The organism is Bacillus sp. NPDC094064 (genome assembly GCF_050279585.1).
Classification (GTDB): Bacteria; Bacillota; Bacilli; order Bacillales; family Bacillaceae_G; genus Bacillus_A.
The window spans coordinates 381033-401420 of record NZ_JBNNUI010000002.1; the positions used below are offsets into that span (position 1 = coordinate 381033).

A 20388-nucleotide genomic window follows, 5' to 3' on the forward strand; every position below is an offset into this window, starting at 1 on the left:
AGGTTTTTTGTTGCATACAAATATCCATGTTATCTGGATTCACCTGTGAAGTTTCCATAATAAATATAGCACTTTCTGTCTTCATCAATCTCTCTTGAATCTAAGGAGAACTCCATATGCATGCCGTCGCGCTGAATATATATAATATCTGAATGAAGTGGTGGTAAAATTTCTTCATAGTTCCATATATCTTTACTATCAACTATGTTTGAACTCGTTTCACTTAGTTCTCTAATTTCAAAACCGATGTGGGAGTATGTAGGGTCTGAAGGGTCATTTGCAAACTCTTCTTTTTGAATATATATAACTACTGTTCCGTCTGGATCTACTGAAGTTGCAGTAACAACATATGTATTTTTCTCTTTTATAAAATATTCACAAGTCATGCGTGCGATGATTTCAGAATTAGAAATATTTGTATAGTTCCATAAAGCAGGATACTTTTTCGTTTCATCATTAAGTCGATATTCTAAGCGCATTTTATCCCTCTTCTTCCTTTTTCTTCTACTTTATCATGCTATCTTATATAATAGAAATAGAATTTAAAAAGGGGAGTGCGAAGGTGACAAAAACGAAATGGCTAGTAGGTGGTGTCGTAACGTCTTTAATGACTGGCACTTTATTTGGTTGCACGCAAGATCTTCCCCCAAAACCGAATGATAATAGTTGTTCAGATTGGGATTGGGATGATGAACTTGGGGTATGGCAGTGTGATGATAGTAGTTCAGGTTATCGTGGGCATTACTTTTATGGTGGAACATACTATAAAAATAAATCCACTTTCAAAAGTTCATCAGCGTTTAAATCGTATCAATCGTCTGCGGAATTTAAAGGGGGAATTGGAAGCGGTTCAAAGGGAGGATTTGGAGGCTAAAATATGTCGCAATACATAAGGAAGCGAAAAGAGTTTTATTCGAAATATCCGAATTTTTGGTCGGATTTATATGAAAGTGAGTATAGTTTGTTTCATGTTTTTTCAATAAAAGAGAAAGCTGTGCAACAAATACAATTAGCAACGGAAAGAATGGGGAAAATATTTTTTAAGACTGCTAGAATTCTGCGGAGTTTATCTGACGAGCAGCTTCTAGAATTTGGTTTTCCACCTGCAAGCCTACCGTTTATTAGAATAAAAGGACTGTATCCTGAATCTGTTATTTCGCGATTTGATTTTGTCTTAACAGGTGATAACCAAATTAAAATGCTGGAGTTTAATAGTGATACACCAACTTTTATTATGGAATGTTTTCGAATGAATGGAAAAGTTTGTGAAAAACTAGGCTATGCTGATCCAAACTTAGGTCAAGAACGATTGCTTTCTTCTGGCGTTACAAAAGCTGTAATGGAGGCAACAAAGGGAATAGACAACCCGAATGTTGTTTTTACAGCACATCATGAACATATAGAAGATTGGAATACCACTATGTATTTGAGCCAGCTATGCCATGTTGAAAATAAAGTGGTGCCAATGTCAGAACTTAGAATTACGAAGGATGCTTTATTGGATAGGGATGGGGTGCAGATTGATGTTTTATATCGCCAAACATATCCGATAGAAGATTTGATTGAAGATCGAGATCCGGAAACAGGAGACTTGGTAGGAGTGGAACTGTTGCAACTTGTAAAAGCCGGGAAGCTTTTTATCATAAATCCTTTGTCAGCATTTTTACTTCAGCCAAAATCAATTCAGTGTCTTATTTGGGGGTTAGCAGAAGAAGAGGCCTTTTATACAAATGAGGAACAACAGTGGATTAAAGAATATATGTTACCTACATATTTAGAACCAGATTTATTTTTAGGAAAAGGTTCTTTCGTTCAAAAACCTTCATTTGGTAGAGAAGGGGACACAATTACCGTTCGCGATAAGGACGAAAATATTATGATTCAAAATGCACACCAAACGTATAAAGCGTCACTGCCGATATTTCAAAAGTATACAGAACTTCCAGTCGTATCCTTGGAAACAGAAAAAGGGATGGAGAAACTGTCATATGTGTTTGGTTCGTTTTTAATTGCTGGAAAAGCGAGTAGTATCGGTATTCGTGCAGGGGAAAAAATTACAGGGAATGAATCGTACTATTTACCGGTAGGTATGAAAAAGGAGGAAAAATATGATTAATTTTTTATTATATTTAGCAGTAACACTCGGACTTTTAGGCGTTGGTCTTTTCCTAATGGAAGTGACAACGAAAGTAAAGGAATTTAAGTTAATGGCTCAAGGAAATAAGGCGGTAAGCTATGTGCTCGGAGGAAGATTACTTGGGCTAGCAATTGTTTTATATTCGACAGCAGCTAATTCTATTTCACTTCTTGATATGGTTTCGTGGGGAGCTGTTGGGATTTTGGCTCAAATTATTGTCTTTTATTTAGCTGAGTGGCTTACACCACGCTTTAATATAAATAAAAGTCTCGAAGAAGATAATCAAGCAGTCGGTCTTTTTCTTATGTTTTTATCGCTTGCAATTGGGATTGTAATCGCTGGTTGTATAACTTATTAAAAACTTTGCGTTTAAACGTAAAGTTTTTTGTTTTATATATGTTAGTTTGTATGTGGTTTGGCTATTATCTTCCAAAAAGTTGTAGGCTACTGTTGACATCTATTTTAAATAAGAGTAACATTTTCTATGTAATGAAAATAAGTCTCTGTTAGGTGAGGCTCCTGTATAGAGAAATGCTACTGCCCAAAAATGTCGAGAGACGCCAATGGGTCAACAGGAATGATCGAATTAAGGTCTTTCTTAACGTAGCTGGTAATGTACCTATGCTATACAGTGCTAAAACTCGACGAGGGAGAGGTCTATAGGTTTCTAATGATATTAGAAATCGTTTATTTGTGTATGTAATGGCCGTTACTCTCTTAAGAGTAGGGGTCTTTTTTGTTACCAATCTATGAGTAATTTCATAGTATAAACTATAAAAATAAACGAGGAGGTGAGGAGCATGTCGAATTCTGACTCGGTTCCGTTACCCATATACTTCAAATCAAAAATATATGATGTAGGCAGGAAACGACTTGTTCCTCCCTCTATATTTATCATAATGTAGCGTTTATTTACATATTTAAGCGCTAAACACTTTCAGGGTAAAGTGGATAAATTGAGAAACAAAGCGTTTCTTCCTATGTTGTAAAGGAGGAGACGATAATATGTTATATGCAAACAAAACTGTGGGTAACACATCATATAAACTAAGTAAAAAATCAATGAAAGAACAAACAATGCTTCAAAAAAATAAAGATTTATTAATTGAAATCGCAACAAGAGATGTGAAATCTGTATTTGCGTATTTTAAAACAACAAGAGATGGCTTGTCTATGAAAGAAGCACAAAAACGTATTCAAATATACGGTCGAAATGAATTAATTTCAAAAAGAGCTCGTATTACAGACGTAATGATAAAGCTAAGTGGAATGATTCCAGGTCTTAAACGACATGTACGTGATGAATTACAATGTGAAACGACTATTGTATCTAGAATTGAATGTTCTAGTAGTATGGGACTAAGCAGTGAATTGAAAATGATGGCAATACCAGTACAAGAGCTTGTACCTGGAGATATGATTTTTTTATCAGCGGGAGATGCAGTACCAGCAGATGTACGTATCATTTATGCAAATGATTTATTAGTAAATGAGTCTATACTGACAGGAAATGATGCGAGTATAGAGAAATTTGAGAGCTGCTACCATCTTGAGCGTAAACGATTTATCCCATTAAAACGGATGAAAGATTATAATCCACTTGAACTTGAAAATGTGTGTTTTAAAGGATCGTATATTGTTAGTGGAAATGCAAAGGCTGTAGTTATTTCGACTGGGAAAAATACGTATTCAGGAATATTGCATACTTGTTGTAGCAGAACGTCTTAATGGTGCTAAATATACAAAAACAATGTATAATAGACAAAGTTGAAAAACGTAGAATGGTAATCTATTTATGTAACCTTACGTGATAACGTGGGGTTATTATTTTTTTAGTAGGAGAGGAACTATGAAAAAAGTATTATTAGTTGATGGTATGGCACTATTATTTCGTGCTTTTTATGCAACAAGTGTCTACGGACAATTTATGAAACGACAAGATGGTACCCCAACGAACGGGATTCATGGTTATATGAAGCATTTATTAACAGCTACGCAAGCAATCGAACCGACGCATATCGTAACGTGCTGGGATATGGGAAGTACAACATTCAGAACAGAATCGTTCTCGAATTACAAAGCAAATCGTGCAGCGCCGCCAGAAGAATTAATTCCGCAATTTGATTTAGTACAAGAAATGACTGCTAAATTATCTATTCCGGTCATCGGTATGAAAGGGTATGAAGCAGATGATTGTATCGGTACGCTTGCAAAACAATACTGCAATGAAGCGGAAGTTTATATTTTAACAGGTGATACAGATTTACTTCAACTTGTTGATAAGAATGTTACAGTTATGCTTCTGCGTAAAGGAATCGGAAATTACGAGTATTACACACCAGAGAAAATCATGGAAGAGAAAGGGGTGGAACCGTGGCAAATCGTTCATGCGAAAGCTTTCATGGGGGATACGAGTGATAACTATCCAGGCGTAAAAGGTATCGGTGAAAAAACAGCGTATAAGCTTATTCAAGAGCATGGAACAGTATCAGCTGTACTAGAAAACGTAGCCGCATTAACGAAAGCACAGCGTACAAAAATTGAAAGTGATTTAGAGAACTTAAATATTTCATTACAATTAGCACAAATTCACTGTGAAGTTCCAATTTCATGTTCACTAGAAGAAGGGTTACACACAATGGATGAAGAAAAACTTAGATTCGTTTGTGAAGAAATGAATTGGGGAAGACCTGAAATATTAATAAATATGTTATAAAAAGTAGAAAGGCCGATTAAATATTTTTAATCGGCCTTTCTTTTTTGTTCACAAAGTTGTCAGAAAATAAACGGAATTTTCATATGAAGTTCAAATGGAATTCACAACAATCCATTATTATAAGAACAACCAGATAATTCTTTATCTTTTATATAAACCATCCCCCAAGGAGGAAAATGAAAATGCGAAAAAAAGTGAGAAAATCCTTTAAACAATTATTAATAGAAAATAAACAATCTCTACTAACGAATAAGGAAAATATGAAAGAAATTGAAGAACGGATTGAGAAACGACATGTAGCATATAGCGATACTAGCAGTTGAGTCTTATCATTTTGTTCGTGAAAAAAGCTTGTAATTTGGAGAGTATCCAAATTACAAGCTTTTTCTTTTTTTGATTACCGCCACCAAATCCAAAAGTAATTTCGTATATTCCGAGGAGTAATTCGTATAAAGCGCTCACCGTCAAAGAAGCAATTTAAATTTGGAAGTGTTTCATCTGGATTTTCTGGAATAAAGGTGACGATGTTTTCATTACTTGTAAGGGTTACGGTAATTGGTGGATCTGTCGGAGTGGTTTGAAGTTGTAAAGAAACATTTGCACTGTTTTTAAATTCATTATTAACAGGCGGGTTTATCACTTGTACTGTGAATAACACGATAATTGTTTCATGTGGTTCCAAATGAGTAGCGATTAGGAAACCGACATTCGGATTTGCTAGTGGAGAGCGCTCACCATTAATCAAGACAGTGCCATTCATAAATTGTAAATCTGCTGGAATGGTGTCTTGTAAAGAAATGTTTAAAAGTGAAATATCGGAAATATTCGTAATCTGCACCGTGTAATCAAAATATTGATTTAAATAAGCCGAGCTGACGGAAGCATTTTTGATTACTGTTGCGGTAATAAATTGAACTGGTATGCGTATAATGTTTGAATTAACGATGAAAGTAATAATTGGATCCTGTGGTGTCAATTGGAAAGCTGCTGTAACTGTTGCGGAATTGATAATTGTATTGTTCGAAGGGAGAGAAGTGACGAGAACTTCAAATGTTATTGTTGCTACTGAATCTGCAGGTAAAGCACCGATATTCATACCAGTGTCTGGACGAACATTGGGGATTTGAGTACCGTTAATTGTTACACTGTTTTCTATAAATATTGTACCAGCTGGAATGATATCTAACACGGAAGTATTTATTGTAGGAATTGGAGAATGATTAACTATCTTTAATGTGAATGTAATACTATCTCCTATAACGACGATAGATTTGTCAGCTGTTTTTTCAATGCGAACCATGGGATCAACGATTGTCGTTGTAACGATATTTGTTTGCTTTGTAACTGTAATAGGTGGTTCGGTTGGATCAATAGTAACAGCATAAGAAATATCGGCATCGTTATTTATTGCGGATTGAAGAGTAGAAGCAGATATTGTTACTTGGAACGTAATAATAACAGCTTTATTAGGGACAAGATTGTCTAACTTAATACCGTTTTCGGGATTTGCATTAGGCTGATTGATTCCGTTAATCGTAACACTGCCAGTAACGAAGGTTGTATCTACTGGCACGATGTCTGTAGCAAGAAGATCTTCAATCGTTATATTACCGCTATTCGTAATCGTAATTGTATACGTTAAAGTTTGACCAGGTAAGGCATGCGTGACATCAACAGACTTCATAGCAATGACATTATCATTTTGGACGGTTGTTGTGACTGTATTTGTTGTAGTTGTATTTGTACTAGGTAAGTTATTTGGGTTGACTACATAGTTAAAAGTAGTAATTGCTTTGTTGTTTAGTTTATTTGGCGTTGGAATAGAAGTCACAGTTACTTGGAATGAAGCGATAGCATTGCCACCGACAAGTATAGTACCAATTGGTATGCCGCTTACTGGGTTAACTCCCGGAAGCGTTTCTTCGTTTACAATGACGCTATTTTCTATAAACGTAGTCCCTTGAGGGATGATATCTTGAATAATTACATCATTTGCTGAAACATTACCAGTTTGATGTAGTGTAATCGTATACGTTAACGTATCACCGACTGTTGCGAATGCAAGGTTAACAGTTTTATTACTACTCAAATTCGCATGATTAATCTCTGTTACAGCAGCTGATGAAAGAATAGTCTTGGTAATTGGTGGCCGGTCCGGTACCGTGTATTCATATTCAATTGTACTTGTGTTAGAGATTGGATTTGTTTGCGGAATGGCAGTAACTCGTACTTGGAATAGAATAGTTGCTGTTGTATTAGGGGGAATGTTATCAAGTTGTATCCCGCTAAGTGGATTGTCATTTGGACGAGCGTTGCCATTCACAATAACACTATTCTCTATAAAGCTCGTATTTGCTGGAATGATATCTGTAACAAGAATGTTTTCCACTTGTATATTCCCGTTATTTATGATGGAAATGGTGTAGGGGATGATAGTTTGTAGGTCAGCATATTGGATAGGCGTAGTTTTTGTCGCAATTACATTGGCAGAAATGACTTCAGTGAAGGTAATATTACTAGTCGATATTTGTTCTTCACTATTAATTGTATAACGAGAAGTTGATTGGTTTTGAATGCGACCACTAGCTGGAAGAGCTACGACGGTAACAGAAAATGTAACTGAGATAGAAATGTTAGGAGCAATTGTTCCTACAAGTATACCGGCACTTGGATTGGCGTTAAGCTGAGGAATATGATTTACTAAAACGCTATCGTCTATAAAGGTTGTTCCGTCTGGAATATTGTCTGTAAATACAACAGCAGTAGCATCTGTATTTCCTATATTCGTTAAAGTTGTTGTATAAGTTAAAATGTCACCAATTATTACAGAAGTCACATCAACAGTTTTAAGTGAAACGATATCAGCGTCGTTAATTTGAACGAAAGTAGTATTGGAAGTAGTAGATTTTTGAATGGGTGCAAAGTCAGGATTGAAAATAAAGTCGTAGGCGATGTTTGTAGTGTTAGGTGTTGGATTTACATCTGGTAAATTCGTAACGGAAACTTGGAATGTTATTGTAGTCGATTGACCTGACGCGATATTAGGAATGGAAAAGCCGATATTCGGATCTGCTGCAGGGAGTACAGTGTTGTTAACTATTACACTTCCCGGAATAAATACTGTTCCATCTTCTATAGTATCTGTAAAAAAGATGGAGTTAGTTGTAGTGGATCCGTTATTTTTAATGAAAACTGTATATACAATGGTTTCATCGATAGTAGCTAATACTTTATTAGCGGATTTTGTAGCGATAAGGATAGCATCAATAAATTGTATATTTGTAGTATTGGAAGAGCTCGTTTCTGAAATTGGTGGCGCGCTTGGGTCCGGTTGATATTCATAGTGAATGACAGCGGTATTATTAATATTATTTTGTGAAGGTATAGAGACTACATTTACTTGGAACGTAACGATAATTGTATGATTTGGAAGAATAATACCAAGATTGATACCGGTAATTGGATTTTCATCAGGTCTTGGTATGCCATCTACAAGGATGCTATTGGGAATGAATGTGGTCCCAGCTGCAATTGCGTCAATTAGGGTCGTATTTGTAATAGGTATTGTGCCAGAGTTTGTAACTGCGACTGTATATGTGGTAATTTGCCCGATGCGTGTAATGGATCTATTAGCAGATTTACTCGTACTAACATTTGCCGTCCGCACTTCGGTATTTACTGCATTTGATAACGATCTACGCTGAATAATAGGGGAACTAGGGCCAATTTGGTATTCATACGAGGTGTCTGAAATGTTACTGACTGTATTGCCAGAAGGTATATTTGTAAGTTGTACTTGGAATGAAATAGTGACTGTTTCTTCTGGTTGTATCGTGCCAAGAGTTACTCCATTTTCAGGGTTCGCGCCAGGATGAGTCACGTTATTTATTAGTAAGCTATCTTCAATGAATATAGTACCTTCTGGAATGTTATCAATGAATACAATATTGTTAGCTGGAACGTTTCCTATATTTTGCAGTGTATTTGTGTAGGTGATATTTTGTCCGATGGATACGAAAGTTACATTCGCCCCTTTAACAGAAATAATATTTGCATTTTGAAGTGATGTTGTAACAATATTAGAATTTGCAGAGCGATTCACTGGTGGAGCTGAAGGGATACTTACATATTGGTAAGTTGCAGATGATTGATTTATAATTTCGGTTTCAGTAGTTGGATTATTTGTTTGCACTTGAAATAGTATCGTTTTTGAACTGCTAGCTGGAATCGTTCCAATCGATATGCCGTTTTCTGGATTGATACCTGGCTGCAAGACACCGTTAATTGTGACGCTGTCTGGAACGAATGTAGTCCCAGCTGGAATAGAATCTGTGAAAATAGTATTTATTGCATCAACATTGCCGATATTTTTTACTTCAGAAATATAAAGTATAGTTCCACCAATATCTACAGTTATTGGATTGGATGTTTTTGTAATTGTCAATTGTGCTTGCACGAAATTTGTGATGACGATATTACTTGTTGATATTTCAGTAATAGGCGGTTGCCCCGGGTCTGGTTGAATTGTATAGGTTGTGTTCGATTGATTTGTAATAGATTCTTGCGAGAATGGGGCGTTAATAAGAATTTGGAACGAAATAAGGTGAGTAGTGTTTGCTGCTAAGTTAGGCAAAGCGACACCTACATTTGGATTGGCACCCAGTATAGCTGTTCCATTAAGTGTAAAACTATTTTCTACGAATGTAGTTCCATCTGAAGTAGAATCTAAAAATGAAAGATTAGTTACTGGGATATTTCCGTTATTGTCTAATGTTATCGTGTAGATCAAAATATCACCTGTTGTTGCTTGTTGTACATTGACTGCTTTTAAAGAAAGAATAGTCGCATCCGAAATTTGTGTAGATGCTGGATTAGACGTAATTGTTCGAGAGACGATAGGAGCGTTCGGATCAGCGGTAAAAGTATAGTCAATATCGGCTGTATTAGAAATTGGATTCACGCTTGGAAGGGACAGAACGAGAACTTGGAATATGACGGTGACAAGTTCTGAAGGCGCGATGGCGTTTAATGGTATCCCTACGTTTGGATCGGCACCTGGAACTGAAACGCTATTAATAGTAATGCTATTAGGAATAAATGCAGTTCCTTCTGGGACTAAATCTGTTAAAGTTACTGTATTTGCAGTTGTATTTCCGTTATTTTGAACGACTACTGTGTAAGTGATTGTACCGTTAGTAGATTGTACGAGAGAATCTGTACTTTTAATTACGGATAACGATGCATCAACGACAGTTGTACTAACCGTATTAGATGAGGATGTTGCTGTAACTGGAGGTTGACTTGGGTCGACAATATACGTGTAACTTGTAATGGCTTGATTTATAATTGCTCCTTGCGTTGGAATAGAATTAGCAAGAAATTGGAACGTAATAGTAGCAAAATCACCTGGTGCGATAATACCAACTGGAATACCGAGAGTTGGACTTGCATCTGGAAGTGAAATCCCGTTGAGCGTAACACTATTTGGAACAAATAATGCCCCTTCAGGAACGCTGTTAATGAGTAATACAGAGTTTGCTGGGAAGTTTCCAGTGTTCGTTAATGTTGCTGTATACGTAATTACATCGCCGATAGATACGATTGTTCGATTTGCTTCTAAAACAGTTGTAACAGTAGCGTTATTAATTTGTGTTGAAGCACTATTAGAATTTATTGTGCCTGTAACAGGAGGAGCAGTCGGATCAACAAGGAATACGTATTGAATAGATGCAACGTTTGTAATTGGGTTTGAAGGTGGGGTCGTTGTTACAATAACTTGGAAAGTAACGGTTACTGGACTGTCTGCACTAACGGTTCCGATATTCACTCCGTTATTCGGATTTGCCCCTGGAACAGTACTTCCATTTACAGAAAAACTATTTTCAACAAAGGCTGTTCCAGCTGGAATAATGTCTGAGAAATTTAGATTTGTAGCGGTTGTATTACCGCTATTTTGAATGGAAACTGTATAAGTGATTATGTCTCCGATATTTGCGAAGGCTGTATTAGCCGTTTTTAAAGCGGAAAGTATTGCTGAATTAATAGAAGTAACGAAGACGTTCGTTTCTACATTGCCAGGTTGAGCCTGTAATGCATTTCCTACGTTATATTGGAAGTTAACAAATCCTAAGTTTTGGAGTTCGGGTGTGAACGTTGTTGGATTGCTTACAATTTGAACTTGGAACATAATTGTGACGAGTTGATTTGGATTAATTGTATTTATGACAACACCGTCAATGATAGAAGCAGATGGCAATGAAGTGCCATCAACAACAACTGATCCTGCGACAAATTGTGTCCACATCGGTATAGGGTCTGAGAAAACAACATTGTTAGCTGGGATATTTCCTGTATTCGTAATAGTAGTTGTATACGTAATCGTATCACCAATTGTTGCAAATGTTTTATCTCCTATTTTCTTCGTATTTAAAATAGCACTTTCAATCGTTGTTGCAATGCTATTAGAAGCAATATTTTTTGAAATAGGTGGATTATCTGGATTAACGATATGTTGAAAACTAACGTTAGCTTGATTGGTAATTGGATTTATAGGCGGAATTTCATTTGCAGTAATATGAAATGCTACGATGACAGATTGATTTGGCGCGATATCACCAATTGGAACACCTGTAATTATATTTGCATTTTGGATGATAGTTCCGTTAAGTGTAAAACTATTCGGTTCAAAGGAAGTTCCGTCTGGGATAATATCGGTAAAAATAACATTCGTTGCACTAACATTTCCGCTATTTGTAATTGTAACGGTGTAGATAATATCTTGCCCAATGTCTACCGTTGCCATATTTGAATTTTTTTGTGCAGTAAGGATAGCGCTATTAATTTGTGTCGTCGTTGTATTAGATTGATTAGAAGTTGAAATGAACGGCTGATCTGGGTCAACAATATAACGGTAAGTGGTAAGAGCCGAATTAGAAATGGGATTGTTGATTGGGAGGGTTGAAACGGTGGCTTGGAATGTGACAATTGTTGTGTTTCCACCATTAATTGAACCGATATTTACACCAGTAGATAAATCAGCGTTAGGAATGGTTTGCCCATTAACTATGAAACTGTTTGGAACGAAACTTAAATTGTTATCAAGAATATCGATAATAGTTACATCAGTTGCAGCCACATTCCCGGTATTAGAAAGGGTAAGCGTAAATGTTATTATATTACCAACATCCGCAAAAGTAAGATCTGCTGTTTTTGTGCTAATAATATTTGCGTTGTTTATTTGAAGAAGTGTAGTGTTAGAGCTAGTTGTATTCGATACTGGCGGATTTCCTGGATCAACAGTAAATTCATACGTCGTGGATGCTGTATTTTGTGCAGGATTACTAGGTGGAATGCTGTTCACCGTAACTTGAAATACGATACTATATATTTCATTTGGTGGAAGTGTTGCCAGTAATACACCTGTATTTGGATTCGCATTCGGTTGTAAAACGCTATCGACCGTTAATGTGTTAGGAACAAATGTGAGTCCGCTTGGTAATACATCTGTGAATACTATATTAGTTGCATCCGTATTTCCTATATTCGAAATAGAAGTAGTGTAAAAAACAGTTTGCCCGATATTTGCAAAGGATATATTTTCATTTTTCGTCATGGATAATATTGCTTCTTTAATTTGCGTTGAAACAGGATTACTAATTGAAGTTTCTGCCTCAGGCGGTGAGACTAATTGATACGATGTCGATGAGAAATTTACAATTGGATTTTCAGTTGGTAAGGAGATTACGTTTACTTGAAAGGAAACTTTTACTGTATTCCCAGCTGTTATAGGCCCAATATTTACACCATTCACTGGATTCGCGCCACTTTGAGGAATTCCATTAATAGAAAATGAGTTTGCAATAAATGTAGTTCCGCTCGGCATGGTATCTGAGAATATAACAGTTTGTGCGGATGAATTTCCGTTGTTTGTTAAAGTGACAGTATAGGTGAGTGTATCCCCGATGTAGCTATAGGCTTTGTCTACTTGCTTTGATGAAAGAATTGTAGCTGTATTAATTGTAGTAAACACTGTGTTTGAAGTAGCAGTCCTTGTAACAATCGGTGCAGTTGGATCAGCGATAAATGTGTAAGAAGCAGTAGCAGAGTTGGCAATCGGATTTTGAATTGGTGTTGAAGTAGCTGTAACTTGGAATGCTATAGATATTGAGCTGTTAGGAGCAATTGATCCAATCGTTATACCTGTATTAGGGGTGAGTCCGATTTGTGTGATGCCATTTATTGTAACGCTATTAGTAATAAACGTTGTACCATCTGGTATAAGATCAGTGAAAGTAATATTCGTTGCATTTGTATTCCCGTTATTTGTCAAAATTGTCGTATAGGTAATGGTATCACTTAGTGTTACAAGTGTTTGATCGACTGATTTTATCATCGTTATCATAGCATCTTGCACAGGGTTTGTAACAATGTTACTTGTAATAGAAGTTGTAATAGGTGTTCCGTTCGGATCGATAGTATAAGAATACAAGATTGTATCATTATCCATGATGGAATTGGAAGGAGGAACAGACAGAACTTTTACTTGGAAAGTAACAGTTACTGTTTCACCAGAAGCGATGTTGGGTATGTTTACTCCAAGGGCTGGCTGCGCACCAGGCTGCTGAAATCCATTTATTGTGACTGAATTGGGTATGAATGTAGTGCTAGCTGGAATAGCGCTCGTAAATGTAATATTTGTAGCTGTTGTATTTCCTGTATTTGTAATAGTAGTTGTATACGTAATCGTATCTCCAACAGAAATGATAGATTTATCAGCACTTTTTGTTGTATTTAATATTGCACTATTAATTGTTGTCGAAACAGCATTAGATACATTCGTTTGTAATACGGCAGGTTGGCTAGGATCGACCACATGTGCAAATTGTACAGAACTAAAATTAGTAATTGGATTTATACTTGGAATGTTTGTAACAAGTACGTTGAGAGTAATAACGGCCGTTCCACTTGGATTTATATTTCCAATCTGAATGCCGCTAGCTGGACTTCCGATTTGCTGTGTACCAGAATCATTTGTCAAAGTTCCGGAAATAAATGTTGTTCCTTCAGGTAAAATATCTGTGAAAATTATATTTTGTGAATTGACATTTCCAGGGTTACTTAATGTAATTGTATAAGAAATTGTATCGCCAATCGTTGCGAAAGTTTTATCTACAGATTTGATTGCCACAATTTCCCCGGAATTTATTTGTGTCGAAACAGAATTAGATGTTGTATTTCGTGAAACAAGTGGTAAATTAGGTCCTGTCATAAATTGATAATCAATGGAAGCGCCGTTTACAACCGGTGAGTTTGGGCCACCAGGTCCAATTGTGAAAATCGGATTTGGAATGCTAACTACTTGCACACGGAAGGTAACGTTTATAAAATCCCCTGCAATAATATCCCCAATTTGTATCCCGCTCGCTGGATTTACCCCAGGTAATAAAACCCCACCTACTCGAACGCTATCCTCTATAAATACTGTATTATTTGGAATCGGATCTGTAAAAATGATATTAGTAGCAGTTGTGTTCCCTATATTTTCTAATAAAGCAGTATACGTTAAAAATGAATTTCCAGGTGCGACGTCAGAAAAGATACGGTCCACACTTTTCGTTGCTTGAATGATTGCTTCGTTAATTTGAACTAAAGTTGGATTACTTGTAGCTGTTTCTGTCACCGGTGGCTGGGTAGGATCAACAATGATAGAGTATGTTGTACTAGATTGGTTCAATGTTGGATTTGTAGCTGGTATTGAGCCAACGACAGCTTGAAAGCTAATTGTTGTCGTTCCCCCAACTGGAATCGGGTCTAAAGAAACCCCGCTATCTGGTCTAAATCCGAGTTGTGGGATGGTATTAATTTGTATGCTATCAGGCACGAATGAAAGTTCAGGTGGTAATATATCAATAAAAACAGGTGTGTTTGCAGAAGTATTTCCACCATTAGTGAGAGTAGTTGTATACGTAATTGTATCTCCAACAGCAGCAAATGCATTGCTCGCAGTTTTTGTTGCGATAACGGAAGCCGTATTTACTTGTGTAAAAGTTTTATTGGATTGAACTGTTCGTGAAACAGGTGGTTCATTTATATCTACAATAAAGCTATATTGTAGCGATGATTTGTTCGGAATTGGATTAGGATTTGGAATCGTTGTAATGTTTACTTGAAAACTAAGTGTAATCGATGCATTTGCATTCAAGTTACCAACATTGATACCGGTTTGTGGATTTGCATTCGGGACGGTTACACCATTTATTTTAAAGCTATTTGGGACAAAGGTAGTACCATTTGGCATTGTATCTGTAAAAACAATGTTGTTCGCAGTAGTATTCCCTGTGTTTGTAACAGATGAAGTGAATGTAATCGTATCACCAAGCGTGGCGAAATTTGTACTCGCATTTTTATTTAAGACTAAAGTAGCGTCAATAATCGGAGTAGTGGTTGTGTTTGTTACAGTGCTACCGGTAGCAGGAGATTGGCTTGGATTCACCGTATACTCATAATTTACTAGTGCATTATTTGTTAATGTTCCATTAGGCGGTATTGCTAATATTTTTGCTTGAAAAGTAATAAATACAGTATCGCTAGGTGAAATATCTGCTAAGTGAATACCAAGTGATGGATCTAATCCTGGCTGCGGAACATTATTGATAGTTACGGAGTTTTGGACAAAGGAAGCGCCTGCACCAAGTCCATCTGTTAAAACTGTAGCACTGGCAGGGATATTCCCTGTGTTCGTAACTGCAATCGTATAGGTAACGATATCTCCAATTGCAGCTGTCGGCGTATTCACTGACTTCGTAGCGACAATGGTGGCGTTATTAATTTGAGTCGTTATTAGATTGCTTAACGCATTGGCGGAAGTTGGAGGCAAGTTAGGATTTACGACATATTGGTATGTTGTATTACTTTGATTCGGGATTGGGTTCGGACTAGGTATGGAATTTATTTTTACCTGAAATGAAATTGTTGTATTTGTAGTAGGGTTTATTGGATCGATTGTGACGCCGTTTGCAGGATTTACATTTGGAAGTGTATTGCCGTTTACAGTCACACTATTAGGAATAAATGAAGTCCCGTTCGGAATTATATCTGTAAAAATCACATTTGATGCAAGGGTGTTTCCGGTATTTGTTAAAGTAGCCGTATACGTAATAATATCATTTACATTAGCAAACTGTTTATCTGCAGATTTTACAGCGGTAATAGAGGCGTTATTAATAGTTGTCTGTACAGTGTTAGAAGCAACCATCTGCATTACAGCTGGTTTGGATGGATCGTACGTGTATTGGAATGTAGTGCCTGATTGATTCGTAATCGGATTTATAGCAGGGATATTTGGTACAGAAACTTGGAATGCAACAGTACGTGATGAATTCGGTCCTATCGTACCAATCAAGATGCCGTTAGCAGGATTTGCATTGGCTATAGGGACATTATTAATCGTTACACTATCAGGAACGAAGGTGGTGCCGGCTGGAATGATATCAGTAAATATTATATTAGAAGCAGAAATATTTCCGTTGTTCGTTAAAGTAGTTGTATATGTTACGGAATCACCAACATCAGCAAAATTTGTACTCGTTAGCTTCGTAGCAACAATCGTAGCAGTATTAATTTGTGTAGTTACTATATTACTAGTATCGCTTTTAATGACAGCAGGTAAATTTGGATCAGTGATAAAGCTATATTGAAGTGAAGCGCTGTTTTGAATTGGGTTTGGTGAAGGTAGCCCATTTGTACTTATTTGAAAAATAATCGTTGTAAAACCACCGGCAGGAATGGAGCCGACTTGAAGACCGGTACTTGGGTCTGCACCTAGCTGTAAAGTACCACCTATAAAAATACTATTTGGTACGAGAGTCGTTCCCGGAGGCAGTATGTCAGTAACAGCAACATTATTTGCTGGAGTATTTCCAAGGTTAGCTAAAGAGATTGTATATGTGATTGGTTGCCCGACATCAGCGATAGTTAAATCTACCTCTTTGACAATAGTTACATTTGCTAAGTTGATTTGTGTACTTACAATATTACTTATCGATGTTTCTGTAATTGTTGGACCGCCTGGATTTAGAATGAAGCTATACTGTGTACTAGATGAATTTATGGTTGGGTTTTGGACTGGTAAAGAAGCGACGGTTACTTGATAAGAAACCGTAATTGCATCGCTAGCAGGAATGGAAGATAAAGGAACGCCAACATTTGGATCTGCGTTATTTTGTAGTGTACCGTTAATGCGGAAAGTGTTTGGAATAAAGGTAGTACCATCTGGGTTTATGTCTATAAAAGTAGGATTATCAGCAGAGACACTTCCTGCATTCGTTAAAGTAACGGTATAAGTTAATATATCTCCAACGGTAGCGAAAGCTCGATCCACTGTTTTTGCTGAAATCACATTTGCGTCATTTACTTGAGTAAATGTAGTGGTGGAAGTTATGCTTGCACTTACAGGTGAAGAGTTTGGATCAACGATAAAGTTATAGGATATAGAAGCGCTGTTTTGAATTGGATTTGGATTTGGGATACTTGTTATAGTAACTTGAAATGAGGCTGAAATTGTACTCCCAGCATTTATACTCCCTACAGTTATGTTCGAGGGTGTTATACCAGGCTGTGGAACACCGTTCACGATGATACTATTCGTTACAAAAGAAGTGCCGTTTGCGATGGTGTCGCTTATTATGATGTTATTTGCTGCCACGTTTCCGCTATTTGAGAGGGAGAATGTATAGGTTAACGTATCGCCGACTTCAGCAAAGGTTTTATCCACAAATTTTATAACGGAAAGGTTTGCATTTCTAATTGCTGTTGTAACAGAATTAGAGTTTGCTGTTTTTGAAGTTGCTGGCAATGCTGGATTTACGGTATAAAGATAAGAGGCAAAGGCATTATTGATAATTGGGTTTTGTACGGGGATATTAATCACTGTTACTTGGAAAGAAAGAGTAAATGTAGCCCCTGCTGGTACTGTTCCAAGAGAGAATGCTACAAGTGAATTTACATTTTGTAATGAACCGTTTAGGAATACACTCCCTAGAGTCAATATTGTACCAGTAGGAAGAGGATCTGTAATCTGAACATTTGTTGCAGGGGTATTTCCGCTATTAGTAATAAGAATCGTATAGCCTATTGTATCTCCTATATTGGCAAATTGTTTATTTGTAGACTTTGTTAATGTTAAATTGGCATTGTTAATTTGAGTGGAAACGAGATTAGAAGAAATGTTTTTTGTAACGGGTAATTGACTAGGGTTGACGGTGTACTGATAAGAAGCGCTTGATCCATTAGATACGACGTTTGATGGAGGAATTGTATTTACTACTACTTGAAATGAAACATTTTTGGTCGTGCCAGTTGGGATAGATCCTATATTCACACCATTAGCCGGATTTGCGCCAACTTGTGTTGTGCCATCTATTGTTAAACTGTTTAGAATAAAAGTTGTTCCAGTAGGAATGACATCTGTAAAAATAACATTGGTCGCATTCATATTACCTGTACCTGTAAAGGCAACAGTGTACGTTAGTGTATCGCCAATATCTGCATAGTTTTTATCTACTGCTTTCGTCATTGTTACAGTAGCATTATTCACTTGAGTGGAGACAATATTTGTCGTATCAGTCCCACTTACTGCCGGTTGATTTGGTACAGGAACGTATTGATATGTCGTTGTACCACTATTTAATATTGGATTTGTTTGGGGAATAGAAGGAACGAATACTTGAAATGAAATAGTAGTAGTAGAATTTGCGGCAATAGATCCAATTGATATACCAGTAGCGGGATTTGCGCCAGCTTGGGTAACTCCGTTAACAGTTACACTATTAGGAATAAAAGTAGTCCCGCTAGGAATCGGATCTGTATATATAACGTTAGTTGCTGGGATATTACCTATATTAGCTAAGGCAATACTGTAAGTTAACGTTTCACCAATATCGGTAAATAGTTTGTTAACTGATTTTGTGCCATTAATATCTGCGAGGTTAATTTGTGTTCCTGCAGAGTTGCTTGTTGCAAGGCCGTTAAAAGTGGTTCCTCCGGCAATTGGTGTATATTGAAATGTAATATTAGCAGTGTTAGCGATAGGGTTTTGAGTTGGAAGAGAAACGACAGTCGCTTGAAAAGTTACTGTACGAGAAGCGCTATTATTAATTGTTCCAAGAGATATACCAGCGGCAGGATTTGCATTTGTTTGTGGTACGTTATCTACCGTTACAGTGCCAGGTATAAAGGAAGTACCGGTAGGAAGATTATCTATAAAAATAACGTTATTGGCGGGAAGAAGACCGGTATTAGGGATAGTAACGGTATAAGTGAGAACATCTCCAATTGCAGCAACACTTTTATTCACACTTTTCGTTGCTTGTATGTTAGGTGAATTGATATTAATTTGTAAACCGACTGTATTTAACATGTACGCATCTCCGTTAGTTGTTAAACGGATTGCGGCGGAAACTTGAGAATTTGTTAAATAAGGAGAAATATCAATAGAAGTAATGTCCCAACCTTGCCTACCGGCAGAGATATTTGTACTTGTAGAAGCGCTTTGGTTTCGCGTTCCAAATGTCCCAGTTGTATCTAAATTTCCAGCAGCGTTATTCACTTGAGAACCAAAGAAATTACTTATAGCATTATTTGGCCCAGATAAAGCGTTTAATGAACTGAAATTTGGTCCAAATAAAGCTTGATCCCCAGTTAAATCAGCATCTCCTTCAGTAGAACTTAAAAATAATCGTCCGCTTACTGGTCCTCCCGCAGGTGTTAAAAACCCTGATACAGATACATCTGCACTACCAGTTTCTACAGAAACCCGGTTACCAGCTACGTAAATTGTTAAATTTCTTGCGGGTAAGGAACCATTTTGATAAGCGACAATGAGCGTCCATCCAGAAGAATTGATAGCCCCATTAGAAGCGTCTAAAGGATCAACCAGTCCAGGGACAGATCCAGTTGTATAAGAGCCAGATCCAGCGGCTTGAATGAGGGATGTTACATCTGCGGATCTTGTATAGAATCCAAATGTGACAGATCCAGAAACGAATGTTTGATTAGAAGCTGTAACAGCTGAAGGAGTAATTGAGTATGTTGACACAGGTGTTGTAAAAGAAACAGGATTCCCCAATATGCTTGTAATGTTTTGATCACGAGATAAGTAGTTTCCGCCCCAAACAAGTTCTGCGTAAAGAATAGTACTACCAGCAGGAATAGTTAAAATAGCGGTAGAACTATTTTGTGTATAGTTTAATGTTGTACCAGCAGGAAAACTCGGTACTTGTAAAGCAGTATTCGTAGTTACGAATGCACCAATTGCCCCGATTGTACCAGCACGATTTAGATTGCTAATCTTACTTAAACCGAGTGTGTTTCCTGTAATAGCGAGTGCGCCGTTAGTGGTGGTAGAAAATCGATTCGTAATGGGCATGTTGTCACCTCATTTACAATATAGTCTTGGTCAAAATAGGATATGTGTGTGATTAGTAAAGGGAAACATGTACAAGTTGATTCGGAAAGAATGATTCAAACGTCTAAATAA

8 protein-coding genes and 1 riboswitch are annotated in these 20388 nt (G+C 36.9%); of the genes, 6 read left to right on the plus strand and 2 right to left on the minus strand.

What is annotated here, in order from left to right:
• Positions 1–29 precede the first annotated feature (29 nt).
• Entirely contained in the window at positions 30–479 is a 450-nt protein-coding gene (locus tag ACQKNI_RS06615) for a hypothetical protein (protein ID WP_098252641.1), read from the minus strand.
• 83 nt (positions 480–562) lie between these two features.
• On the opposite strand from ACQKNI_RS06615, the gene ACQKNI_RS06620 reads away from it, so the two are divergent.
• The 6 genes from ACQKNI_RS06620 (at position 563) to ACQKNI_RS06645 (ending at position 5176) form a co-directional block, all read left to right on the plus strand.
• Positions 563–874 carry a hypothetical protein gene (locus ACQKNI_RS06620; protein ID WP_088231535.1) on the plus strand — a complete coding sequence of 104 codons (312 nt, stop codon included), beginning with the start codon at positions 563–565 and terminating at the stop codon, positions 872–874.
• A gap of 3 nt (positions 875–877) precedes the next feature.
• A complete protein-coding gene (locus ACQKNI_RS06625; protein WP_098252642.1) occupies positions 878–2116 on the plus strand; it encodes a glutathionylspermidine synthase family protein in 1239 nt (412 codons plus the stop codon).
• Entirely contained in the window at positions 2109–2495 is a 387-nt protein-coding gene (locus tag ACQKNI_RS06630) for a DUF350 domain-containing protein (protein ID WP_088231533.1), read from the plus strand. The genes ACQKNI_RS06625 and ACQKNI_RS06630 overlap by 8 nt, the downstream gene beginning before the upstream one ends.
• Positions 2496–2632: 137 nt before the next feature.
• Positions 2633–2798: riboswitch (M-box (ykoK) riboswitch) on the plus strand.
• A gap of 344 nt (positions 2799–3142) precedes the next feature.
• Positions 3143–3865 (plus strand): cation-transporting P-type ATPase, encoded by a 723-nt coding sequence (locus tag ACQKNI_RS06635; RefSeq protein ID WP_088231532.1) that lies wholly within the window; start codon positions 3143–3145, stop codon positions 3863–3865.
• Between the two features lie 121 nt (positions 3866–3986).
• Complete coding sequence (locus tag ACQKNI_RS06640) at positions 3987–4853, plus strand: 5'-3' exonuclease (RefSeq protein WP_098252643.1); 867 nt, start codon at positions 3987–3989, stop codon at positions 4851–4853.
• Between the two features lie 182 nt (positions 4854–5035).
• Positions 5036–5176, plus strand: coding sequence for an FbpB family small basic protein (locus tag ACQKNI_RS06645; RefSeq protein WP_427282276.1), 141 nt, complete (start codon positions 5036–5038; stop codon positions 5174–5176).
• 74 nt (positions 5177–5250) lie between these two features.
• Here ACQKNI_RS06645 and ACQKNI_RS06650 read toward each other — a convergent pair whose 3' ends face one another.
• Complete coding sequence (locus ACQKNI_RS06650; RefSeq protein WP_427282277.1) at positions 5251–20277, minus strand: DUF7507 domain-containing protein; 15027 nt, start codon at positions 20275–20277, stop codon at positions 5251–5253.
• Positions 20278–20388 lie beyond the last annotated feature (111 nt).

Bases quoted from the DNA above. Each gene is read 5' to 3' on its own strand.
- ACQKNI_RS06615 (WP_098252641.1), bottom strand. From the start codon at position 479: ATGCGCTTAGAATATCGACTTAATGATGAAACGAAAAAGTATCCTGCT.
- ACQKNI_RS06625 (WP_098252642.1), top strand. From the start codon at position 878: ATGTCGCAATACATAAGGAAGCGAAAAGAGTTTTATTCGAAATATCCG.
- ACQKNI_RS06630 (WP_088231533.1), top strand. From the start codon at position 2,109: ATGATTAATTTTTTATTATATTTAGCAGTAACACTCGGACTTTTAGGC.
- ACQKNI_RS06635 (WP_088231532.1), top strand. From the start codon at position 3,143: ATGTTATATGCAAACAAAACTGTGGGTAACACATCATATAAACTAAGT.
- ACQKNI_RS06640 (WP_098252643.1), top strand. From the start codon at position 3,987: ATGAAAAAAGTATTATTAGTTGATGGTATGGCACTATTATTTCGTGCT.
- ACQKNI_RS06645 (WP_427282276.1), top strand. From the start codon at position 5,036: ATGCGAAAAAAAGTGAGAAAATCCTTTAAACAATTATTAATAGAAAAT.
- ACQKNI_RS06650 (WP_427282277.1), bottom strand. From the start codon at position 20,277: ATGCCCATTACGAATCGATTTTCTACCACCACTAACGGCGCACTCGCT.